Source organism: Pectobacterium wasabiae CFBP 3304 (assembly GCF_001742185.1).
GTDB lineage: Bacteria > Pseudomonadota > Gammaproteobacteria > Enterobacterales > Enterobacteriaceae > Pectobacterium > Pectobacterium wasabiae.
Map to the genome: position 1 here is coordinate 672,248 of NZ_CP015750.1, position 19,004 is coordinate 691,251.

General features: G+C 51.2%; 14 protein-coding genes and 3 pseudogenes. 8 read left to right on the top strand and 9 right to left on the bottom strand.

Annotated features, from left to right (window positions below; genetic code table 11):
* Positions 1 to 14: 14 nt before the first annotated feature.
* Positions 15 to 407 (bottom strand): 30S ribosomal protein S6, encoded by a 393-nt coding sequence (gene rpsF / locus A7983_RS03050; protein WP_005974793.1) that lies wholly within the window; start codon positions 405 to 407, stop codon positions 15 to 17.
* 181 nt (positions 408 to 588) lie between these two features.
* Positions 589 to 1,341 carry an esterase gene (gene yjfP, locus A7983_RS03055; RefSeq protein ID WP_005974796.1) on the bottom strand — a complete coding sequence of 251 codons (753 nt, stop codon included), beginning with the start codon at positions 1,339 to 1,341 and terminating at the stop codon, positions 589 to 591.
* A gap of 295 nt (positions 1,342 to 1,636) precedes the next feature.
* Here yjfP and A7983_RS03060 point away from each other — a divergent pair.
* The 3 genes and pseudogenes from A7983_RS03060 (at position 1,637) to prfH (ending at position 5,573) form a co-directional block, all read left to right on the top strand.
* Positions 1,637 to 3,582: pseudogene (locus tag A7983_RS03060) on the top strand (methyl-accepting chemotaxis protein).
* Between the two features lie 246 nt (positions 3,583 to 3,828).
* Positions 3,829 to 4,950 carry an RNA ligase RtcB family protein gene (locus A7983_RS03065; RefSeq protein WP_005974802.1) on the top strand — a complete coding sequence of 374 codons (1,122 nt, stop codon included), beginning with the start codon at positions 3,829 to 3,831 and terminating at the stop codon, positions 4,948 to 4,950.
* The gene (gene prfH, locus A7983_RS03070) at positions 4,947 to 5,573 is read left to right on the top strand and encodes a peptide chain release factor H (protein ID WP_005974804.1); all 627 of its coding nucleotides are present in this window, start codon (positions 4,947 to 4,949) and stop codon (positions 5,571 to 5,573) included. Before A7983_RS03065 ends, prfH begins: the two co-directional genes overlap by 4 nt.
* Positions 5,574 to 5,608: 35 nt before the next feature.
* On the opposite strand, the gene A7983_RS03075 is transcribed toward prfH, so the two are convergent.
* Together A7983_RS03075 and A7983_RS03080 are read right to left on the bottom strand one after the other, a co-directional pair.
* Positions 5,609 to 6,067 (bottom strand): hypothetical protein, encoded by a 459-nt coding sequence (locus tag A7983_RS03075; RefSeq protein WP_005974807.1) that lies wholly within the window; start codon positions 6,065 to 6,067, stop codon positions 5,609 to 5,611.
* Complete coding sequence (locus A7983_RS03080; protein ID WP_005974810.1) at positions 6,048 to 6,383, bottom strand: hypothetical protein; 336 nt, start codon at positions 6,381 to 6,383, stop codon at positions 6,048 to 6,050. The genes A7983_RS03075 and A7983_RS03080 overlap by 20 nt, the downstream gene beginning before the upstream one ends.
* 177 nt (positions 6,384 to 6,560) lie before the next feature.
* Here A7983_RS03080 and bsmA point away from each other — a divergent pair, with 177 nt between their 5' ends.
* Positions 6,561 to 6,869: a biofilm peroxide resistance protein BsmA gene (gene bsmA, locus A7983_RS03085; protein ID WP_005974813.1), complete on the top strand. Its 309-nt coding sequence runs from the start codon at positions 6,561 to 6,563 to the stop codon at positions 6,867 to 6,869.
* Between the two features lie 63 nt (positions 6,870 to 6,932).
* Here bsmA and A7983_RS03090 read toward each other — a convergent pair whose 3' ends face one another.
* A complete protein-coding gene (locus tag A7983_RS03090; protein WP_005974816.1) occupies positions 6,933 to 7,331 on the bottom strand; it encodes a DUF350 domain-containing protein in 399 nt (132 codons plus the stop codon).
* A gap of 366 nt (positions 7,332 to 7,697) precedes the next feature.
* On the opposite strand from A7983_RS03090, the pseudogene A7983_RS24720 reads away from it, so the two are divergent.
* Positions 7,698 to 9,229: pseudogene (locus A7983_RS24720) on the top strand (methyl-accepting chemotaxis protein).
* A 56-nt stretch (positions 9,230 to 9,285) separates the two neighbouring features.
* Here the strand turns inward: A7983_RS24720 and rlmB are convergent.
* The 3 genes from rlmB to nsrR all read right to left on the bottom strand — a co-directional run bounded on the left by rlmB (position 9,286) and on the right by nsrR (position 13,039).
* Entirely contained in the window at positions 9,286 to 10,017 is a 732-nt protein-coding gene (gene rlmB / locus A7983_RS03100; RefSeq protein WP_005974820.1) for a 23S rRNA (guanosine(2251)-2'-O)-methyltransferase RlmB, read from the bottom strand.
* A gap of 98 nt (positions 10,018 to 10,115) precedes the next feature.
* Complete coding sequence (gene rnr / locus A7983_RS03105) at positions 10,116 to 12,572, bottom strand: ribonuclease R (protein WP_005974822.1); 2,457 nt, start codon at positions 12,570 to 12,572, stop codon at positions 10,116 to 10,118.
* A gap of 41 nt (positions 12,573 to 12,613) precedes the next feature.
* Positions 12,614 to 13,039 carry a nitric oxide-sensing transcriptional repressor NsrR gene (nsrR, locus tag A7983_RS03110; RefSeq protein WP_005974824.1) on the bottom strand — a complete coding sequence of 142 codons (426 nt, stop codon included), beginning with the start codon at positions 13,037 to 13,039 and terminating at the stop codon, positions 12,614 to 12,616.
* A 288-nt stretch (positions 13,040 to 13,327) separates the two neighbouring features.
* On the opposite strand from nsrR, the pseudogene A7983_RS03115 reads away from it, so the two are divergent.
* Together A7983_RS03115 and A7983_RS03120 are read left to right on the top strand one after the other, a co-directional pair.
* Positions 13,328 to 14,899, top strand: a pseudogene (locus tag A7983_RS03115) (methyl-accepting chemotaxis protein).
* A 508-nt stretch (positions 14,900 to 15,407) separates the two neighbouring features.
* Positions 15,408 to 17,240 carry a sensor domain-containing diguanylate cyclase gene (locus A7983_RS03120; RefSeq protein WP_005974832.1) on the top strand — a complete coding sequence of 611 codons (1,833 nt, stop codon included), beginning with the start codon at positions 15,408 to 15,410 and terminating at the stop codon, positions 17,238 to 17,240.
* Here the strand turns inward: A7983_RS03120 and A7983_RS03125 are convergent.
* On the bottom strand, positions 17,209 to 18,225 hold the full coding sequence (locus A7983_RS03125) for a type IV pilus twitching motility protein PilT (RefSeq protein ID WP_005974835.1): 1,017 nt from the start codon (positions 18,223 to 18,225) through the stop codon (positions 17,209 to 17,211). The genes A7983_RS03120 and A7983_RS03125 overlap by 32 nt on opposite strands.
* Positions 18,226 to 18,246: 21 nt before the next feature.
* Between A7983_RS03125 and A7983_RS03130 the strand changes: the two genes are divergently transcribed.
* Positions 18,247 to 18,960, top strand: a complete 714-nt coding sequence (locus A7983_RS03130; RefSeq protein WP_005974838.1) for a YggS family pyridoxal phosphate-dependent enzyme — start codon at positions 18,247 to 18,249, stop codon at positions 18,958 to 18,960.
* Positions 18,961 to 19,004 lie beyond the last annotated feature (44 nt).

Sequence of the window (19,004 nt, forward strand, 5' to 3'; positions counted from 1 at the left end):
CGTCACCACAACAATTACTCTTCAGAATCCCCTGCATCCACATCATCGCCAGCTTCAGCGAAATCTTCACGACGCTCACGGCGTTCGTCTTTCGCTTTCACCATTGGAGATGCTTCAGTTACCGCGTGCTTAACGCGCATAACCATGCTGCGGATAACGGCATCGTTAAAGCGGAAGTTTGTTTCCAGCTCATCGATCGCTTCCTGCGGCGCTTCAACGTTCAGCAGAACGTAGTGAGCTTTGTGCAGTTTGTTGATCGGATAAGCCAGTTGACGGCGGCCCCAGTCTTCCAGACGGTGGATCGTGCCCTGCGCACCAGTGATGGTAGCAGTGTAGCGCTCGATCATACCCGGAACCTGTTCGCTCTGGTCAGGATGAACCATAAATACGATTTCGTAATGACGCATCGAATTGCTCCTTACGGATTATTCAGCCTCCTGTCTGGGTCAACCGCGGCCCGTGGAGGCAAGGAACGTGTATGTGTGCGGCTGAAAAAATGACGCGTAAGTATAGTGCTCGACATTAAAGAACACAAGGAAGAAACACATGCATTTTCTACATTGTGATATTTACAGGATCGGCGGGGAATTACAGCGTCCGCTGGAAGAAATCAGCTCCCGCCTGCAGCGCCGTCGGCGTAATGCGATGCGCCACACCCGGCTCGGTCAGATACGTTAGATTATCCAGCTTATTGCGCGCCTGTAATGCCTGATGGAGGCGTGCGCTTTCTGCTGCTGGCACGACATCATCCGCCTCGCCATGCCACACCAGCAGCGGTCGATTGGACAGCGCCTCCAGACGGGTGGTGACATCATAGTCAGCGAGTTGGGTCGCTAACGCCTGCAACACCGCCTGATTTTCGCCGCTGCCGGACGGAACCGGAGGAAATAGCGTTGAAGATAACGTGGAGAAATAGCCAGAGCCCATAAATGCCGCCACCGCCGTAATCCAGGAATAGCGAGCCATGCATCCCAGTGCACTCATTCCACCAAGTGACGCGCCGCAAACGCCAACACGTTCCCCGTCGATCAGGCCACGCTGCCGATATTCCGCGACATAATCAGGAAGTTCTTCAATGTTCGATTGCAGGATATCCCAAAAATGACGCAACCGATGCGCGTCATCGCCGTCATAGCGGGCACCGTGCATGGCGGCATCGGGTAGAATCACTCTGAATCCAGCCTGAGCCAGCGCATAGCCAAAATACGAGTACACCTCTTTTGACGAGCAGTAACCGTGGAAGAAAAAAATCGTCGGCAACCGTTGATCTCTTCTTCCCGCAGGCACCGCGTGAATTGCTTCGATACCGCTGCCGAGCTTATCCAGTGACATTTCGACCATATTTCCCTCGCTTTCAGTTCTGTCAGCACGTTTTTATGTAGCGAAATCGTATTTAGCGGCAGAGCCACTACCTTTTACGATAAATCCGCACACAGCACTCTTCCTATTCTCAGCACCGCCATTAATTCCGTGCTGATTTAATAAGCGTATTTATGTAAATAAAAAAAATGCATTGACCGGAATCAATTACTGAAATGGACATTTACACTCCGTGAGTAAATTTTTTTTATTTACTGCCGTTAACGCATATGAAGTAAGACTAAAAAATAACCTTTTTATTATAAGAGACACACATATGTTGGGACTTTCCTTTAAGCACTGGGGTTTGGGTATCAAGTTATCAATTATCGCCTCCCTGAGCGTGGCGATATTGTTCATTGCCTTCACCCTCACTCTTACCCGCTCCGCAGGCAATCAACTAAAATCGTTGACCCTCAATGACATGCAGAGCCAGGTGAATGGAGTCACCGACATGATCAACATGTACGATACCAGCCTACAAGCCGAAGTTAGCAATTATACGCGGCTGCTGGCGAGCTTTCTGCCGACGCGGTTTTCACTGGATACCGTTAACCGTACCCCTTTCGGCAACACACCTCAGCCGACACTAAAGGCTGGCGATACGGTATTGAACCTCAACACCGAGGTGACGGATGACTTTCTGAGCCGTACTCACGCAATCTCAACGATTTTTGTCCGCGATGGAGAGGATTTTACGCGCATCACCACCTCACTGAAGAAAGAAGATGGATCGCGCGCAATGGGCACCCAACTCGATCGTGAAAGCCCAGCCTATGCACTTGTGATGAAAGGTGAAACCTACAGTGGGCTAGCAACCCTGTTCGGCAAACAGTACATCACCCAGTATCAGCCAATACGCGATAGTGAGAACAAGGTCATCGGTATTCTGTTCGTCGGCGTCGACATCACAAAGCAATTTACCGAGATGCAACAAACTATTCTGAACAAGAAAATGGGTGAGACAGGCCATTTCTTTGTCCTTAGCACGAAAAAAGGAAAGGATGCAGGTAACTATCTTTACCACCAAAGCAATGCCAACCAACGCCCTGACTGGTCAGAAGGTGCGCTAGAGAAAGTGCTGACAACCGGTAATGGCACGATCGAATACGACAACAACACGATGGCGGGCGAAGAAAAAACCCGGATCATGGTGTACCGCAGCATTCCACAGTGGAACTGGATTGTGGCGGGAACCATCAGTAAGGAAAGCCTGATGGCGGAGGTTAACCGCACCCGTAACCTATTTTTGGGCGGTGGCATTATTCTGGTCCTGCTTTTCGCTGCATTCTTTGTCGTGCTGACGCGCAAATGGCTGAGCCAGCCGCTGGTCGAAATCGTCAAAGTGGCGGAACAATTTTCTGCCGGTAACCTGACGGCCACGCTTTCCAGCAACCGTGGCGATGAAGTCGGCCGTCTGATCGATGCGATTAACGGCATCGGACAGGGGCTAACGACTATCGTATCGCAGGTAAGAAGCTCATCTGAGGAAATCAGCGCCAGCACCGATGCGCTGGCTGCTGATAGCGAGAACATCAGTGAGCAGATTGCCCGTCAGGCCAGCAGCGTCGAAGAAACCTCTGCCAGCATGGAACAGCTCTCAGCCAGCGTGAAACAAAACGCCGATAATGTCTCTGCGGCCAAAGATCTGGCAGAGCAAAGCGCAGCGCAGCGGCAGCACGCAACGGTAGTCAGACCGTTACTGACTCGGTTTCTACAATGAGCGACATTAAAAACTCATCGCAGCGGATCGCCGATATAACGACAGTGATCGAATCTATCGCTTTCCAGACCAATATTCTGGCGCTTAATGCTGCGGTAGAAGCCGCTCGCGCGGGCGAACACGGCAGAGGCTTCGCTGTGGTTGCTGCTGAAGTGCGAGCACTGGCACAGCGCAGTTCTACTGCGGTGAAAGAGATCGAAACCTTGATTGATGAATCGCTGGAAAAAATCGAAGCGGGCTACCATTTCTCAGAAAAAACGCAGGCGGTAATGGACGACTTGCGCAACCGCATCCTACAGGTCAGCACCATCGTGAACGATATTGATATCGCCTCACGCGAGCAGTCCGCAGGGATCAGCCAGGTAAATATCGCCATTGTACAGATTGGTCAGGCAACACAGGAAAACGCCATTCTGGTCAATAACTCGGAAGATACCGCGCAGAGTTTGCGTCAGAAAGGCCACCACCTCAGCGAACTGGTCAGCGTCTTCCGTATTTAACCCTAAATCATTCGAGTTTCAGGAAGGCGGCCATCGCGGGTATTGCGCGATGGCCGTTACTTGAGTATTATGCCGACGTTTTTTTCACCCATCCCCACTGACAAAGGAGACGACATCATGACAACACTTACTCTGATTCTTTGCAGGACATCTCGGGTCTAATTACCGCATTCTTTTCCGCTTTGCGTTATCCCCCTAGCTGTAGCCTGCCTTACCCTATTTTTAAATTGATCAGCAGGATGATCTATGGGCAATGCTATTCGCTCTATTTCGGCGCGCGTCAGTGTGATCGCGACGGAAAATACCTGGATTGAAGATAAAGCAATCCAACAGCTTCAAATTACATCACAACTTCCCGATATGGTACGCGTGGCCGGTATGCCAGATTTGCATCCAGGCCGCGGTTACCCGATTGGGGCTGCATTTTTTTCACAACGGCGCTTCTACCCCGCTCTGGTCGGAAACGATATCGGCTGCGGCATGGCGCTATGGCGCACTGGCCTGAACGCCAACAAAATTTCGCTGGATAAGCTGGAAAAACGGCTTGGCAATATCGATGGGCCACTGGAAGACGATATCGATATTCCACCCGAACTGGCAGATTTCCGCTATTCGCTGGGCACCATCGGCGGCGGTAACCACTTTGCAGAATTGCAGCAGCTTGATGAAATTTATCAGCCCGATACGCTGCACGCTCTGCACATTGATCCTAAACAGTTGCTGTTGCTCGTGCATAGCGGCTCACGCGGCTTAGGGCAAACCATATTAGAAGCCCACGTGCGGGAGTTCGGTCATCAGGGTCTTGAAGCCAATACGCCTGCCGCAGAGTCTTATCTGGAACAGCATCAGTTTGCACTGACGTTTGCCACCAACAACCGGCGGCTGATCGCGCAACGAATGCTGGAACGTTGGCATACGGAAGGCGATGCCGCACTGGACGTGAACCACAATCTGGTGACATCGACGACGATTGAGGGCATTTCCGGCTGGCTGCACCGCAAAGGCGCGACACCCGCCGACTGCGGCCCGGTTATCATCCCCGGTTCACGCGGCGACTACAGCTATATCGTGCAACCTATATCTCATGCCGACAGCCTGTATTCACTGGCTCATGGCGCAGGCAGAAAGTGGATGCGCACGGAGTGTAAGGATCGACTGTCTTCACGTTATAGCGTCCAGCAACTGGCGCGTACGCGTTTCGGCAGCCGTGTGATTTGTCAGGACAGGCAACTTATTTTTCAGGAAGCACCAGAAGCCTACAAACCGATAGACAGCGTGATCGGTGCGATGCAGCAGGCAGGATTAATTACACTGATTGCTCGCCTGAAACCGGTGCTCACCTACAAAACGCGCGGGGAGGATAAATGATATTGCTTCAACTTTCCGCCGCACAGGGACCGGACGAATGCATGCTGGCAACGGCAAAAGCGTTGCAAGCTCTGATTCGCGATGCCGCACGACAAGGCATCGAATCTGAAATCATCGAAACCGAAGCAGGGAAACGTTCCGGCACGCTACGTTCCGCACTGGTTCTGCTAAACGGTGAGCAGGCAGAACCGCTGGCTGCCAGTTGGTGCGGTACGCTTCAATGGACGTGCAATAGTCCGTGGCGTAAAGGTGGCGGACGCAAGAACTGGTTTATCGGCGTCGCACGCTTTCATCAGGAACAGGCATTTGCCGATAACGAGATTCGTTTTGAAACCACCAAATCCTCCGGCCCCGGCGGACAACATGTGAATAAAACTGAGTCTGCCGTCCGCGCCACCCATGTTGCCAGCGGTATCACGGTAAAGGTGCAGAGTGAACGCAGTCAGCACGCTAACAAGCGTCTGGCCTGTTATCTCATCGCCTATCGCCTGGAGACGTTACAGCAACAACAGCACGCTGAACTACGCGCACAGCGGCGTCTGTTCCACCATCAGATAGAACGCGGCAATCCGGTAAAAGTCTTCAAAGGTGAAGATTTCACGCTGGTCACCGCCTCGCGCTAACCTCAACTCACGGGCGGGCATCGATTGCCTGCCCGTTATTTTTTCTCGGAAATGGCCTTAAAGTATTGGGATAAGCTAAACGGCACCTGTAAAGCCGGCTGTTTGCCGAGTCGATTAAGTTCATCGCGATGCGAGGCTATCCATTGCTGCTGCAAGGGCTTCAACGTCGTTGTCCGCGCCGCAATGAGCGAATCCAGGAAATTCCGCTCGCCTTCCACCGCCAAATGGAATGCTTTTATCGCCAGTTTATCCACCTCACTGCCGGTACAACTATTCATCGCCTGTTCATTCAAATAAACAAGCGCGGTGGCTTTATCATCGTTGTTTAACGTCCAGAACCAGTCGTTTTCAGACGGCAGCGCGACAGGCCTATCCTTCCCCCGCTCACGGCACTGCTGATAGATCGAATCTAATTCGTGTAGTGAAGGTTCGGCAGCATGTATATAGCCAGCAATAAAGAAGAAAAAGATAAACCTACTTATTGTACGATGCATAGACACACTTCCAGAACTCTGACTCTCCTCCTACGGAAGACCACGCCATTGGCTCTACTACCTGATCCAATTTATGCCTGAGAATATTCGGTATACCAGCCATCGCTTGACCGTAAAGTTCCCAATCATAATCGCTAACATTATAAGTGACATCTTTAGCACTACGTGGATCGCTGAAAATACTGTAAGGAGGGGTTGTTGAAACAGCGAATGCTAGTCGGTTTGCACTATCAACTAGTGTGTTGATTTGTTCGATTGCCTCTACCGAACGAGCACTTAAGGTGAGTTCCTTGATCTGACAAGTGGCAATTCCCATGCCCTACTCCATCCAAGTAAATGATTACAAAAATCTGATCGTTTATTCCCGTTCTCATGCCCATGAACAAATTAAAATAAGCAATTAATAATAATCTGGTCAACCAAAATTAAGCCTTTATCGTAGATTTTGTAACGGTGCTACACTCCCGCTATCTATTCCTGTCAGGCTGAAGCGATGAACATCGTACGGATACTTTTTTTACCCTTAATACTGATACTGTCCGGTTGCCAGCTCATACAAGGAAAACCAGTCGCAGCACCACCGCCTGCAGAGAAAGCGCTCGAAATTCGCTACGCGCAAACCAACCAGTTAGAAAAAGTGGGGGCGATCTCCGCGACCGTACGCGGGAACGCAGACGATGCCGATCGTGCCATTCAGCAAAAAGCCGATGCCTCCGGTGCACATTATTATGTGATTGTACTGAAATCCGAGGCCGCCACGCTCCCCGGTTTGTGGTCTGTACGCGCCGTGCTGTATCGCTGAATCGTCGGGACATGCTGTAAAAAAATACCGGGAAGATTCCCGGTATCATCATGCAGAAACAGATTAATACGACATACACGCCGCATTCAGAATGCCCCCGCTGAGCGAAGCGGCGCAGAGAAAGGCACCGGACGCAGTATCGTTATTCTGGATATGTTGGCTGAGGCGCGGCATATACAGGCGCACAGCGAAATAAATCAATAGTTGCACCACCAGCGCGACCACACCCCAGGTGATGTAATCCACCAGACTCACCGAATTAATCGCCGCACTGGAAAGTGGAATCACATAGCCAATCAACGCCCCACCAAACCCAATAGCGGCTGTACCGTTGTTCTCTTTAATCAGCGCCCATTCATCATGCGGCGTAACGCGGGTGTAAATAAACAAAAAGGCCAGCACCATGGCAAACCCGATAAAGAAATAGGACGCGAAAGCGAGTAGCGACGTAACAATAGGCATAGCGATATTCCTTTTAAATAAGACACGTTGGCGCGTCACAATAGGTAAGGGAAAGGATGGAGAATTATAGATGATTCATGCATAGCAAAGCGTTTATACATGACTTTCCGTGATAAGCAATGCCGGGATCCCCTGCGTGGCGCTTTACCCCCTAGCCGTTGTATCTACACGAATATCCTCACATTGTTTGAGAAAATGAATAAGTATTGCGCCTGAAATGCCGATAACGGATAAGGTATTTTTATCAATAATATAGGAGCCTTTTTCACTTTCATCACCTGCCCTTTTTACACAACACACAACGACAACTAATCCGTTATTGGCCTGCTATGACGGTAATAATTAATGAAAAAAAGGAAGAAGTTTATGCTGCGCTGGATGTCATTTCAAAATCTGTCAGTAACACGCAAGTTATTGGTAGGGTTTGGTTTATTGCTCATCATGGGAGTGATTCTTTCCATGGTTGGCTTTTATGGATTATACAATAGCGACCAATCGTTAAAACGCATTAGCCGCCTTGGTGCCATTTATGACAAGACCGTTGTCGCCCGAGAAGGCAACTTTGGCTATGCGCTGGAGCGTAAAGCACAGTATCTGGAACAACATGACAGCGCTATCGGTAATATCAGCGGAGAGCTATCAGCACTGTTGAAGGAAATTGATACGGGGCACTGGCCAGCAGAAGATAAAAGCGCTATTCAGGATATCAGCACGTCACTCAATGCCTATCTAACCCAGCGCCAGCAAGTCATGAGCCCGGATGTCAGCCAACAACGGCTTAGTGAATTGAACGATCAGATGGCGCTGTTGCAGGAAAATATCAATAAGCTTTACTTCACAGAAGAGAGTCGCGCTGGCCGTAACGTCATCAGCAGCGATATCCAACTGGGTGTAATTACGCTGATTGCCATCATACTCGGTCTGACGACGGCGATTGTTATTTCACGGCAGATCGTTCGCCCACTACACCAGGCGCTACATGCCACTCGCGCGATTGCAGAAGGCGATCTCACGGTACAACTTCACAATGAGCGCCGCGATGAATTAGGCCAGTTGATTTCAGCCATGGGGCAGATGAACAGCAACCTGCACGGCATGATTGATAAAATTCGCCTCAGCGCGAATCAAATTTCCTCTGCCGCAGGGGAGATTACCGCCGGTAATTCCGATCTTTCCGTCCGAACCACGCAGCAAGCCGCTGCACTGGAAGAAACTGCCGCCAGTATGGAACAACTGACGTCAACGGTGAAACAAAATGCTGATAACGCCCATCACGCCAACCGGCTGGTTATGGATGCCTCTGATACCGCGAATCAGGGGGAGAGCAGGTTTCTAAAGCCGTGAATACCATGCACGGCATTGCACAGAGTTCCCACCGTATTGCTGAAATCACCTCAATGATTAACAGCATCGCGTTCCAAACTAACATCCTGGCGCTCAATGCTGCGGTAGAGGCTGCAAGAGCGGGTGAACAAGGTCGTGGTTTTGCCGTCGTCGCCAGTGAGGTGCGCAATCTGGCACAGCGCAGCGCGCAGGCCGCCAAAGAGATCGATACGCTCATTGGCGAATCGGTTTCGCAGATTAATAACGGTGCGGCACTCGTTAACAGCGCAGGAAAAACGATGGAGGGGATTGTAGAGTCCGTGACGCAGGTTCACGCCATCATGAAAGACATTACTACCGCTTCTGACGAGCAGCATCGCGGTATTTCTCAGGTCGGTCAGGCAATCATAGAAATGGATCAGAACACACAGCAAAACACCGTGCTGGTCGAGCAATCCTCTTCTGCCGCTCACTCGCTGGAACAACAGGCACTCATGCTTTCCGATGCCGTTTCCGTCTTCCGGCTTTTACATCCTTCACAGCAAGACGTTCGCAGGCTGACATCGGCAGCATAATCCCAACGACAGAGAGGTGCCCTAGGGCACCTCTCTGCTATCATCCACCGCTCCGATTAGACGCGTTGGCGAACTGCTTCAAACAAACACACACCAGTAGCAACAGACACATTCAGTGAAGACACGCTGCCTGCCATCGGGATGCTGATCAACTCATCACAGTGCTCACGGGTCAGACGACGCATGCCTTCCCCTTCCGCGCCCATCACCAGCGCCAACGGCCCGGTCAGTTTACTTTGGTACAGCGTATGATCCGCTTCACCCGCCGTGCCAACGATCCAGATATTGCGCTCTTGCAGCAGGCGCATCGTTCGAGCCAGATTAGTCACGCTGATGACTGGCACCGTTTCCGCCGCACCACAGGCTACCTTCTTCACCGTCGCATTCAACTGCGCAGAACGATCGCGCGGGACAATCACCGCATGTACACCAGCACCATCTGCATTACGCAGGCACGCACCCAGGTTATGTGGATCGGTTACGCCATCCAATATCAGCAGGAAAGGCGTTTCCAGATGGTCTAACATCGCAGGCAGATCGTTTTCCTGATATTTCCGCCCTTCTTTGACCTTCGCTACGATCCCCTGATGCACCGCGTCTTCAGCCTGTTTATCCAGCCATTGACGACTCGCCACTTGAATGACGATACCTTGCGCTTCCAGCTCGGCAATCACGGGCTGAAGACGGCGATCGTCGCGCCCTTTCAGAACAAAGACTTCCAGAAAACGCTGTGGATCGCGCTCAAGCAGTGCCTTAACTGCGTGGATACCGTAAATAATTTCGCTCATTAATACTCTTCAAATTAACCATAACAGGCAGAACCTGTTCATTAGAGATAGAGGTTTCCCCTGCTCCTCTTCATCGAGGAGGAGCAGGTTAACTAACCTTACTCCGCAGACTTTTTCTTCGCGCGTTTAGCCTTGGTCGCGGCGGCAATTTTACGCGTTTTTTCTGCGTTCTTTTTCGCTTTATCGCGGTTCTTCTTCGGCTTCACTTTGGGTTTATCCGCCGTCGCGCTGCGATCGCCTTCTTTGCGGAATGCAGCATCCGGTTCAAAGTTTGCGGCGGCTTTGCTTGGGCTACGACGACGTCGACTTGGCTTCGCCTCACGCGACTCTGGTTTCTTCGTCCGGTCACGTGCGGTTTTACCTTCGCCGCGCACCTTGCGAGTACTGGAAACCAAGGCGAAATCAATGTTGCGTTCGTCCATATGCACAGCTTCAACGCGGATTTCTACTTCATCACCCAGACGATAAACCTGCCCGCGCGATTCACCGATCAGTCGCTGACCGATATTATCGTAACGGTAGTAGTCATTATCCAGCGTAGAAACGTGTACCAGCCCATCGATAAACAGATCTTTCAGGCGCACAAAGAAGCCAAAACCGGTCACACTGGCGATAATCCCCGTAAAGACTTCACCCACATGATCCTGCATAAAGTCGCATTTCAGCCAGTCCGCAACGTCGCGAGTGGCTTCATCCGCACGGCGCTCTGTCATCGAGCAGTGCATGCCCAACTGTAGCATCTCATTAATATCGCTATGCCAACCGCCCGTTGACGTCCAACGCTCATGACGATCGCTCAACAGATACTTAATCGCACGGTGCAACGACAGATCAGGATAACGACGAATTGGCGACGTGAAGTGGCCGTAAGACGTCAAGGCCAGCCCGAAGTGACCGCGGTTTTCCGGATCATAAATCGCCTGTTTCATTGAACGCAGCAGCATGGTTTGCAGCATTTCCCGATCGGGACGCTCCGCCACTTCGTTCATCAATTCCGCGTAGTCTTTCGGCTGTGGCTTCATTCCGCCTTTCAGCGTCAGCCCCAGTTCGCCCAGCACGCTACGCAGGGCTAATACATGGTCTTCGCTCGGCTGATCGTGTACGCGGAACAACGCAGGCTCTTCGTTTTTCTCCACAAATCTTGCGGCGGAGATATTCGCCAGAATCATGCATTCTTCGATTAGCTTGTGTGCGTCATTACGCACTACGGCTTCCACACGGTCGATACGGCGTTCGGCGTTGAAAATAAACTTCGCTTCTTCGGTCTCAAACGCGATGCCACCACGTACTTCACGCGCGTGTTCCAACGCTTTATACATGTGGTGTAGCTCTTCCAGCCCACCAACCAAAGGTTTGTAGTGCTCACGCAGCTCGGCATCGCCTTGCAGAATGTTCCACACTTTGGTGTAGGTCAGACGCGCGTGTGAACTCATCACCGCTTCATAGAATTTGTAGGACGACAGCTTGCCCTGCGCCGAGACAGTCATTTCACAGACCATACACAGGCGATCAACCTGTGGGTTAAGCGAACACAGCCCGTTCGACAGCACTTCCGGCAGCATCGGCACGACCTGCGACGGGAAGTACACCGATGTACCACGCGCCCGCGCTTCATGGTCAAGCGCCGTATTCGGCCGCACGTAATAGCTCACGTCCGCAATTGCGACCCACAAACGCCAGCCGCCGCCACGTTTCTGTTCACAGTATACGGCGTCATCAAAATCGCGGGCATCTTCGCCGTCAATCGTGACCAGCGGCAGCTTACGCAGATCCACACGACCTTTCTTCGCCGCTTCCGGCACGTCTTCGGAAAGATCCTTCACCTGCTCCTCGACTTTAGGCGGCCAGGTGTGCGGAATATCATGGGTACGCAGGGCAATATCCACCGCCAGCCCGGTGCCCATGTTGTCACCGAGGATCTCAACGATCTTACCGACCGCTTTCGTGCGGCGCGTTGCGCGTTGCGTCAGCTCAACTACAACCACGAAGCCCATGCGAGCGCCGTTAATTTCTTCTTTCGGGATCAGAATATCGAAGCTCAGCCGGCTATCATCCGGTACGACGAACCCGACACCGGCATCGACAAAATAGCGGCCGACAATTTGTCCGGTACGCGGCTCTAGCACACGTACAATACGCCCTTCGCGGCGTCCTTTACGATCCGCACCCAGCGGCTGCGCCAGCACAACATCGCCGTGAATCGCCCGTTTCATCTCTTCAGCCGACAGATAAAGATCGTCTTTGCGGCCTTCCACACGCAGGAAGCCGAAGCCATCGCGGTGGCCGATCACCGTACCACGCAAGAGATCGAGCTTTTCCGGCAACGCATAGCATTGGCGGCGGGTAAAAATAAGCTGACCATCGCGCTCCATGGCACGCAAACGGCGGCGCAGCGCTTCGAGGGCTTCTTCTCCGGTTAATTGCAGGTCGGCGGCCAATTCTTCCCGACCGATCGGGGTATCGCGCTTGGCGATGTGCGCCAAAATATATTCACGGCTAGGGATAGGGGATTCGTATTTTTCTGCTTCTCGTTCCAAGAATGGATCTTGTGACATTGCGGTTCCTCCGTTGTCATCAGCAGGAGGCTGAACAAAATTCATTCAACCAACAATAATTTATAAAGCGGCGGGTTTTCTTTGACCATATCAGCCAGCGTGTATTGATCCAGCTCATGCAGAAAATTTTGTACCGCCTGTTGGAGCACCTGTTTCAAGCGACAGGCTGGCGTAATGTGGCAAAACTCATGGCTACAGTTAACCAACGTGAGCGGCTCCAACTCGCGCACAACATCGCCAATTCGGATTGTTTCTGCCGGTTTTCCAAGGCGGATACCGCCGTTTTTACCGCGCACGGCCATCACCAACCCAGCACGGCTAAGTTGATTGATAATTTTGACCATATGATTACGAGACACGCCATACACTTCCGTTACCTCCGAAATGCTGGTCATTTTCCCACTCGGCAGTGACGCCATATAAATCAGCGCCCGCAAACCATAATCCGTGAAACTTGTTAACTGCACATAAACCTCGGATACCTCTGGGTATCATTGACAGGCGTATTGGGTACGCCCCTGAAAAACCAATGCTATTGATAGATAATAAACCAGGCACAAACACTACAGCTAATTATTTATACCCTTTGGGTTACAAGAGATTGGTTGGTGGTGCTCTGCTTACCCAACCTTTTTACGTCAGCCATATCTTTTTACTTTTATCTCACTGCAACACAGATAACGTATTCTCTTTTGTTACACACCATATCTAGCGTGGGCTATCACCCACGAGGGCGGAGTAAGGAAAAAGACACCATGGGGTTGAAAAATATTTCTATTCGCACCGGCTTATTAACGTTATTGCTGTTAACAACCCTGTTGCTGCTTATCGTCAGTAGTATGGGCGTGGTCGCCATTAAGAAAGACAGGGAAACCCTGGCTGCACAAAATCAAATTCAGGGGATTGAGTTAGGCAACCTGATGAGCGGTTATAACCAAACGCTCAGCGCCCGCGCTTCGGCAACGCTCGCCGTCAGAAAAATTGAAATCGGGCTGCTGGATGACGGAGCACGGGAAACCGCCAGCGTAGAGAAGCATCTCCGTCAATCCCAGGAAGACATTGAACGTGCGATCAAATCGGTCGATGCCGATCCAAAACGGCAAGCACTGGCACAGGAGGTGTTGAAAACCTATCAAGCCTATTTTCAGCAGGGTATGACCCCGATGCTGAGCGCGCTGCAAAAGCAGTATACCGACGAATATTATGACGTACTGGAAAAACAGCTCGGCCCACTGAGTGAAGCCTTTGATGTGTCGATCCAAAATTTCCGTTAGTATGCCCAACAGCTTTCCGAACAGGGTTTGACGCAGTCTGAATATAATGAACGCATGATGCTGTTGCTCATTGCGATTGCTAGCCTGTTATCCATCACGCTGGTCGCATTAGCCTGGGTCACGCTGCGGCACATGCTGCTCAAACCGCTGGATTACGCCATTGCGCAGTTGGAGCGGGTCGCCGCCGGCAACTTGACGCACCGCCTGATGCAAGGGGGAAACAACGAGCTGGGTCGGCTCAACGACGCCATCGGCCGCATGCAGAGTGCGCTGCTGGAATCGGTTAGCCAGGTGCGCGATGCCAGCACGCAAATCGACTTGGGCAGCCGCGAACTGTTTGAAGAAAATGCCCAGCTTTCCCAGCGCACCGAAGAGTCCGTTGCCGCACTGGAGCAAACAGCGGCGAGCATGGAGCAGTTGAGTGCCACAGTGAAGCTCAATGCCGATCATGCCGAGCTTGCGCATCAACTCGCCAATAATGTCTCAAACACCAGCAGCCGCAGCAATGAATCGGTCTGTTATGTTATTGAAAAAATGCAGGAGATCGCCACCAGCGCCAAGCGCATCAATGACATCCTCAGCGTCATTGACGGCATCGCGTTCCAAACCAACATTCTGGCGCTGAACGCCTCCGTCGAATCCGCCCGCGCAGGCGAACAAGGCAGAGGCTTTGCCGTTGTCGCCGGAGAAGTGCGTAATCTGGCACAGCACAGCGCACAGGCCGCGAAAGAGATCCGTTCGCTGATTGTAGATTCACAAACTCGCGTGTCCGAAGGGCTTGAATTAGCCTCTAAAGCAGGCGAAACCATGGATGAAGTGACCGACGAAATCATCCGTATTACGCAACTGATGCGAGACATTTCTACCGCCACGCAAGAACAACATCGCGGTATTGAGCAAGTGAATGTTGCCTTTACGCAGATCGACAAGGTTGCTCAGCACAACGCACAGCTCGTCAAAGCCTCATCCGCCACCACGCAGTCGTTGGAACAACAGTCGCAACAGCTCATGCGGTCTATGGCACTGTTTCAGGTAGAACCTCGACTTTCCTAATCTACTGATGCATTTACACCACCCGTGGTCAGCCCCACGCTGACCACCAGCATTCTAAGAATTGGTGCCGCGCTCTACTGACGCCGTACAGCACCGAATAAATAATGAGAAGCGGCAGGAACCCTCTTCCTGCACATACTTCATATATATACTTTCAGATAATTTGAGTATTATTTTTTTGCCGCTATTCTCTGTTTTTACACATAAGCGTATAAATAGGGTTTCAGCGTAAAAACGACTAGAACAATCGCGTCAATGCATTGAATAAAAAGACAATGAGATAAACACCTTATTGGTGATAGATGTCGTGCGTTTCAGGCCATTAATTATATTCCAATAAAATATTTATTAATATAATTAATAGCACGCTATTTTATTAATTCGACCCATTGCTTTTCGCGTAAAAAAAGGACTTCCGATAACACCGCAGGCGGCATTGTGATAAACGAATGCCTCTGGCAACAGCGAATCAAGGGTAAAGACAGAAAGAACATAGGCAAATATAAACATGAATAATCAGTCAGTTGATGTTGATTTGATTACCAGGTTTGACAATGAAGCCAAACTGCATGCGCTCAATTCCGTTTATGCCATCGCCGAGTTTGATCTGGCTGGGAAACTGGTTGAAGCCAATCCTCTTTTTTGTAAAATACTGGGCTATAAAAAAGAAGATATTATTCAGAAAAATCACACATTTTTCCTGCCAGAAGGATTGCGCCAAAAACACGATCATTTCTGGCACGATGTGATTAAAGGAAATATTAATGCGGGAGAATTCCAACGGAAAAATCAAAAAGGGGACATTATTTGGCTACACGCCGCTTATACCCCCATTATGGATCATTCCGGCCGCCGTATTGGCGTAATAAAACTGGCGCTTGATATTACTCAGGAAAAGCGTCTGATGTCAGAACATCGGGCACAGTTGGATGCGATTGAAAATGCGCAAGGCGTAATCGAATTTGATAAAGACGGCTATATCACCCACGTCAATAAACACTATCTGATGCTGACAGGCTATGAAGAAAAGGAAATTCTCGGCCTGCACCACAAATCACTCTGCGAACCCCTTTATACCGAACAAGCCGACTATCAGACATTCTGGGAGACCTTGCATCGAGGCCACCCCATTAGCGGACGCTTCCACCGATTGGGTAAGGACAATCATTCATTCTGGATACAGGCAACCTACAGTCCAATCATGGATAGTGAAGGCAATGTGAGAAAAATCATTAAGTATGCTCACAACATCACGCAAAACGTCGAAACCGAAAAAAAAACCCATCAGCAAGGTATCATTCTCGATATTCTGCTGTCAGTCCATGACAGTTTTCTGCTCGACCATAATCTGCCTTCAGCCTGCGATAAAGTCTTTGAGCGACTGCTTGACGTGACGAACAGCAGCTTCGGTTTTATCGCCACATTGCAGGAAGATGAAAACGGCCAATCGCTCTACCTGCCTGCGATTTCCAACCTTGCCTGGGATGAAGAAACTCTGACCTGGTACAGACACCAGCGTAGAACCCACGGCGGCCTGAGGCTGCGTAAACTTGATAACCTGTTTGGCCATGTTGTAACCCACAACACGGTGGTTTGTGCCAATAACCTATTGAGGCAAAAGGCTGGCCGGGACCTTCCGCCCATCCATCCAGCGCTGTATTCCCTACTTGGCATTCCTATCACCCACGACGGCAAAGCGATCGGAATGATCGCACTGGCTAACCGTCGGAACGGTTACGATCAAACGATGATCGAACTACTGGCTCCGTTGGTGAAAACGCTCGGTATCATTATTCACGCCCGTTCGCTGGAAGATGAGCGCGCACAGGTAGAAGCCTCTCTCCGCTTTAACGCGGGGCATGATTTTCTTACCGGCTTGCCCAATCGCAGCAGTTTCTTCGAGCAGGCCAGTGCTTTTTTCCAACTCATACAGCAAAATCAGCACGCAGATAAAAGTTGCCTGGCCATTATTGATATCGATTCCTTCAAAAACATTAATGACAAATATGGCCATCTGGCTGGCGATGCCGTCCTCAAAGAACTGGCGATGTTGATGCGTATGTCATTACGTCAGGAGGATCTGGTCGCCCGCCTTGGTGGTGAGGAGTTCATCATTCTGTTAAAAGATGTCTCCTACCAAACGGCGGTGATGACGATCGAGCGTATTCGTAAAGCGATCGAGCAACATACGCTGGAATACGATCGCCAGAGCCTGCATTTTACGATCAGCGCAGGGATTGCTGCCTACCGACCTGAGTTTGCCTCCGTTGAGGGCTGGATTCAGCTAGCCGATGAAAACCTTTATTCCGCTAAACGGCAAGGGCGCAACTGTGTGAAATAAGCCCATCCCGGCGGCGCTGCTGGTCGCTTTGCTCGAATGTTTGCATTCCCGCAGCAGCTCCGGTTTGCATCAGGCCGGGAAGCTGGTGCGTTTTCCCCTCACGAATCAGGTTGCTGACTGCCGCGGTGGCCGTCAGCACTTCATACAGCGCGATTCGGCCACCTTGCGCTGCAGGCAACAGTTTTTGCGTCACCACGGCCTGCAAACAGGTGGCTAACTGGCTGCGAACATACGCTTTCTCTTCACCGGGGAAGACATCAATCAACCGATCAACAGCCTGCGATGCACGACGTGTATGCAGCGTTGACAGTACCAGATGGCCGGTTTCCGCCGCGGTCAACGCCAACCGAATCGTCTCCGTATCGCGCAGTTCGCCCAGCAGAATCACATCGGGATCCTCCCTTAATGCCGCCCGTAGCGCCTGCGCAAAAGACACGCTGTGTGCACCGATCTCGCGCTGTTGGATCAGGCAGCGTCGGCTGGTATGAATAAATTCGATCGGATCTTCCAACGTGATCACGTGGCGATCGCTGCTGTCATTTAACGCCCCGACCATTGCCGCCAGCGTCGTAGATTTACCGCTGCCCGTCGCACCGGTAATCAAGATCAGCCCATTTGGTTTCTCCAGCAGCGTCGCAAGGACGGGTGGGGCCTGTAATTCATCCAATGAAGGTTGAACAAACGGGATAATACGCAGCGCGACAGACAGCCCTTCCCGCTGGTGAAACACATTTACCCGCAGGCGTTGCCCATCAGGCAACATTAACGCGCCGTCCACTTGCCCAATCTGCCGCAATTGCTCTCTCTGAACCGGTTCAAGCCAGGCATCACACCATTGTGCCACCTGTTCCGGCGTTAAACGTGGTAAGGTATTTTCAGGCTGTAGCCGCCCGTCCACACGTAACACTGGAGGGTGCCCGCTACAAAGGTGCAGATCAGAGGCATTATGTTTTACACTACGCGCCACCCACTCATCCAATTCCATAGATTAACCTCCTGAATAACCATGACGACAATCCAGCAGAATCTACAGGACATCCGGCAACAAATCGCCACCGCCGCACAGCATTGCGCGCGGTCACCAGAAGACATTACGCTACTTGCAGTCAGTAAAACCAAACCTGTGAGCGCGATCGAAGAAGCCATTGCGGCAGGACAACGCGCGTTTGGCGAGAACTACGTTCAGGAAGGCGTGGAGAAGGTTCATTATTTCCAGGAAAATCATCCGGACACGCCGTTGGAATGGCACTTTATCGGCCCGTTACAGTCAAACAAGAGTCGGCTAGTGGCCGAGAATTTTGACTGGTTCCACACGGTGGATCGCCTGCGTATCGCGCAGCGCCTGAGTGAACAACGCCCGACCACCTTGCCACCGCTAAATATTCTGTTGCAGATTAATATCAGCAGTGAACCGAGTAAATCCGGCATTATGGTGGCTGAACTCGCAGATCTGGCCGCCAGCGTCGCGGTTTTGCCTAACCTGCGTCTGCGCGGTCTGATGGCGATTCCGGCACCGGAAACCGATTATGAACAGCAGCTTGCTGTTTTCAAACAAATGGCCGCGCTGCTCCAAACATTGTCAGTAAATTATCCGCATATTGATACACTCTCTATGGGGATGACGGATGACATGCGCGCCGCGATTACTGCCGGCAGCACGCTGGTGCGTATCGGTACGGCAATCTTTGGCGCACGGGACTATTCAGCAAAAAGCGCATAAATAAACAGTCAGCCAAAAGCGTATAAGCCGCAGAGGCACGTCAT

Coding starts and splice junctions, on each gene's coding strand:
- yjfP (WP_005974796.1), bottom strand. CDS start 1,341: ATGGTCGAAATGTCACTGGATAAGCTCGGCAGCGGTATCGAAGCAATT.
- A7983_RS03130 (WP_005974838.1), top strand. CDS start 18,247: ATGACGACAATCCAGCAGAATCTACAGGACATCCGGCAACAAATCGCC.
- A7983_RS03090 (WP_005974816.1), bottom strand. CDS start 7,331: ATGCCTATTGTTACGTCGCTACTCGCTTTCGCGTCCTATTTCTTTATC.
- A7983_RS03065 (WP_005974802.1), top strand. CDS start 3,829: ATGGGCAATGCTATTCGCTCTATTTCGGCGCGCGTCAGTGTGATCGCG.
- A7983_RS03125 (WP_005974835.1), bottom strand. CDS start 18,225: ATGGAATTGGATGAGTGGGTGGCGCGTAGTGTAAAACATAATGCCTCT.
- prfH (WP_005974804.1), top strand. CDS start 4,947: ATGATATTGCTTCAACTTTCCGCCGCACAGGGACCGGACGAATGCATG.
- rnr (WP_005974822.1), bottom strand. CDS start 12,572: ATGTCACAAGATCCATTCTTGGAACGAGAAGCAGAAAAATACGAATCC.
- rpsF (WP_005974793.1), bottom strand. CDS start 407: ATGCGTCATTACGAAATCGTATTTATGGTTCATCCTGACCAGAGCGAA.
- A7983_RS03080 (WP_005974810.1), bottom strand. CDS start 6,383: ATGGGAATTGCCACTTGTCAGATCAAGGAACTCACCTTAAGTGCTCGT.
- A7983_RS03075 (WP_005974807.1), bottom strand. CDS start 6,067: ATGCATCGTACAATAAGTAGGTTTATCTTTTTCTTCTTTATTGCTGGC.
- A7983_RS03120 (WP_005974832.1), top strand. CDS start 15,408: ATGAATAATCAGTCAGTTGATGTTGATTTGATTACCAGGTTTGACAAT.
- rlmB (WP_005974820.1), bottom strand. CDS start 10,017: ATGAGCGAAATTATTTACGGTATCCACGCAGTTAAGGCACTGCTTGAG.
- bsmA (WP_005974813.1), top strand. CDS start 6,561: ATGAACATCGTACGGATACTTTTTTTACCCTTAATACTGATACTGTCC.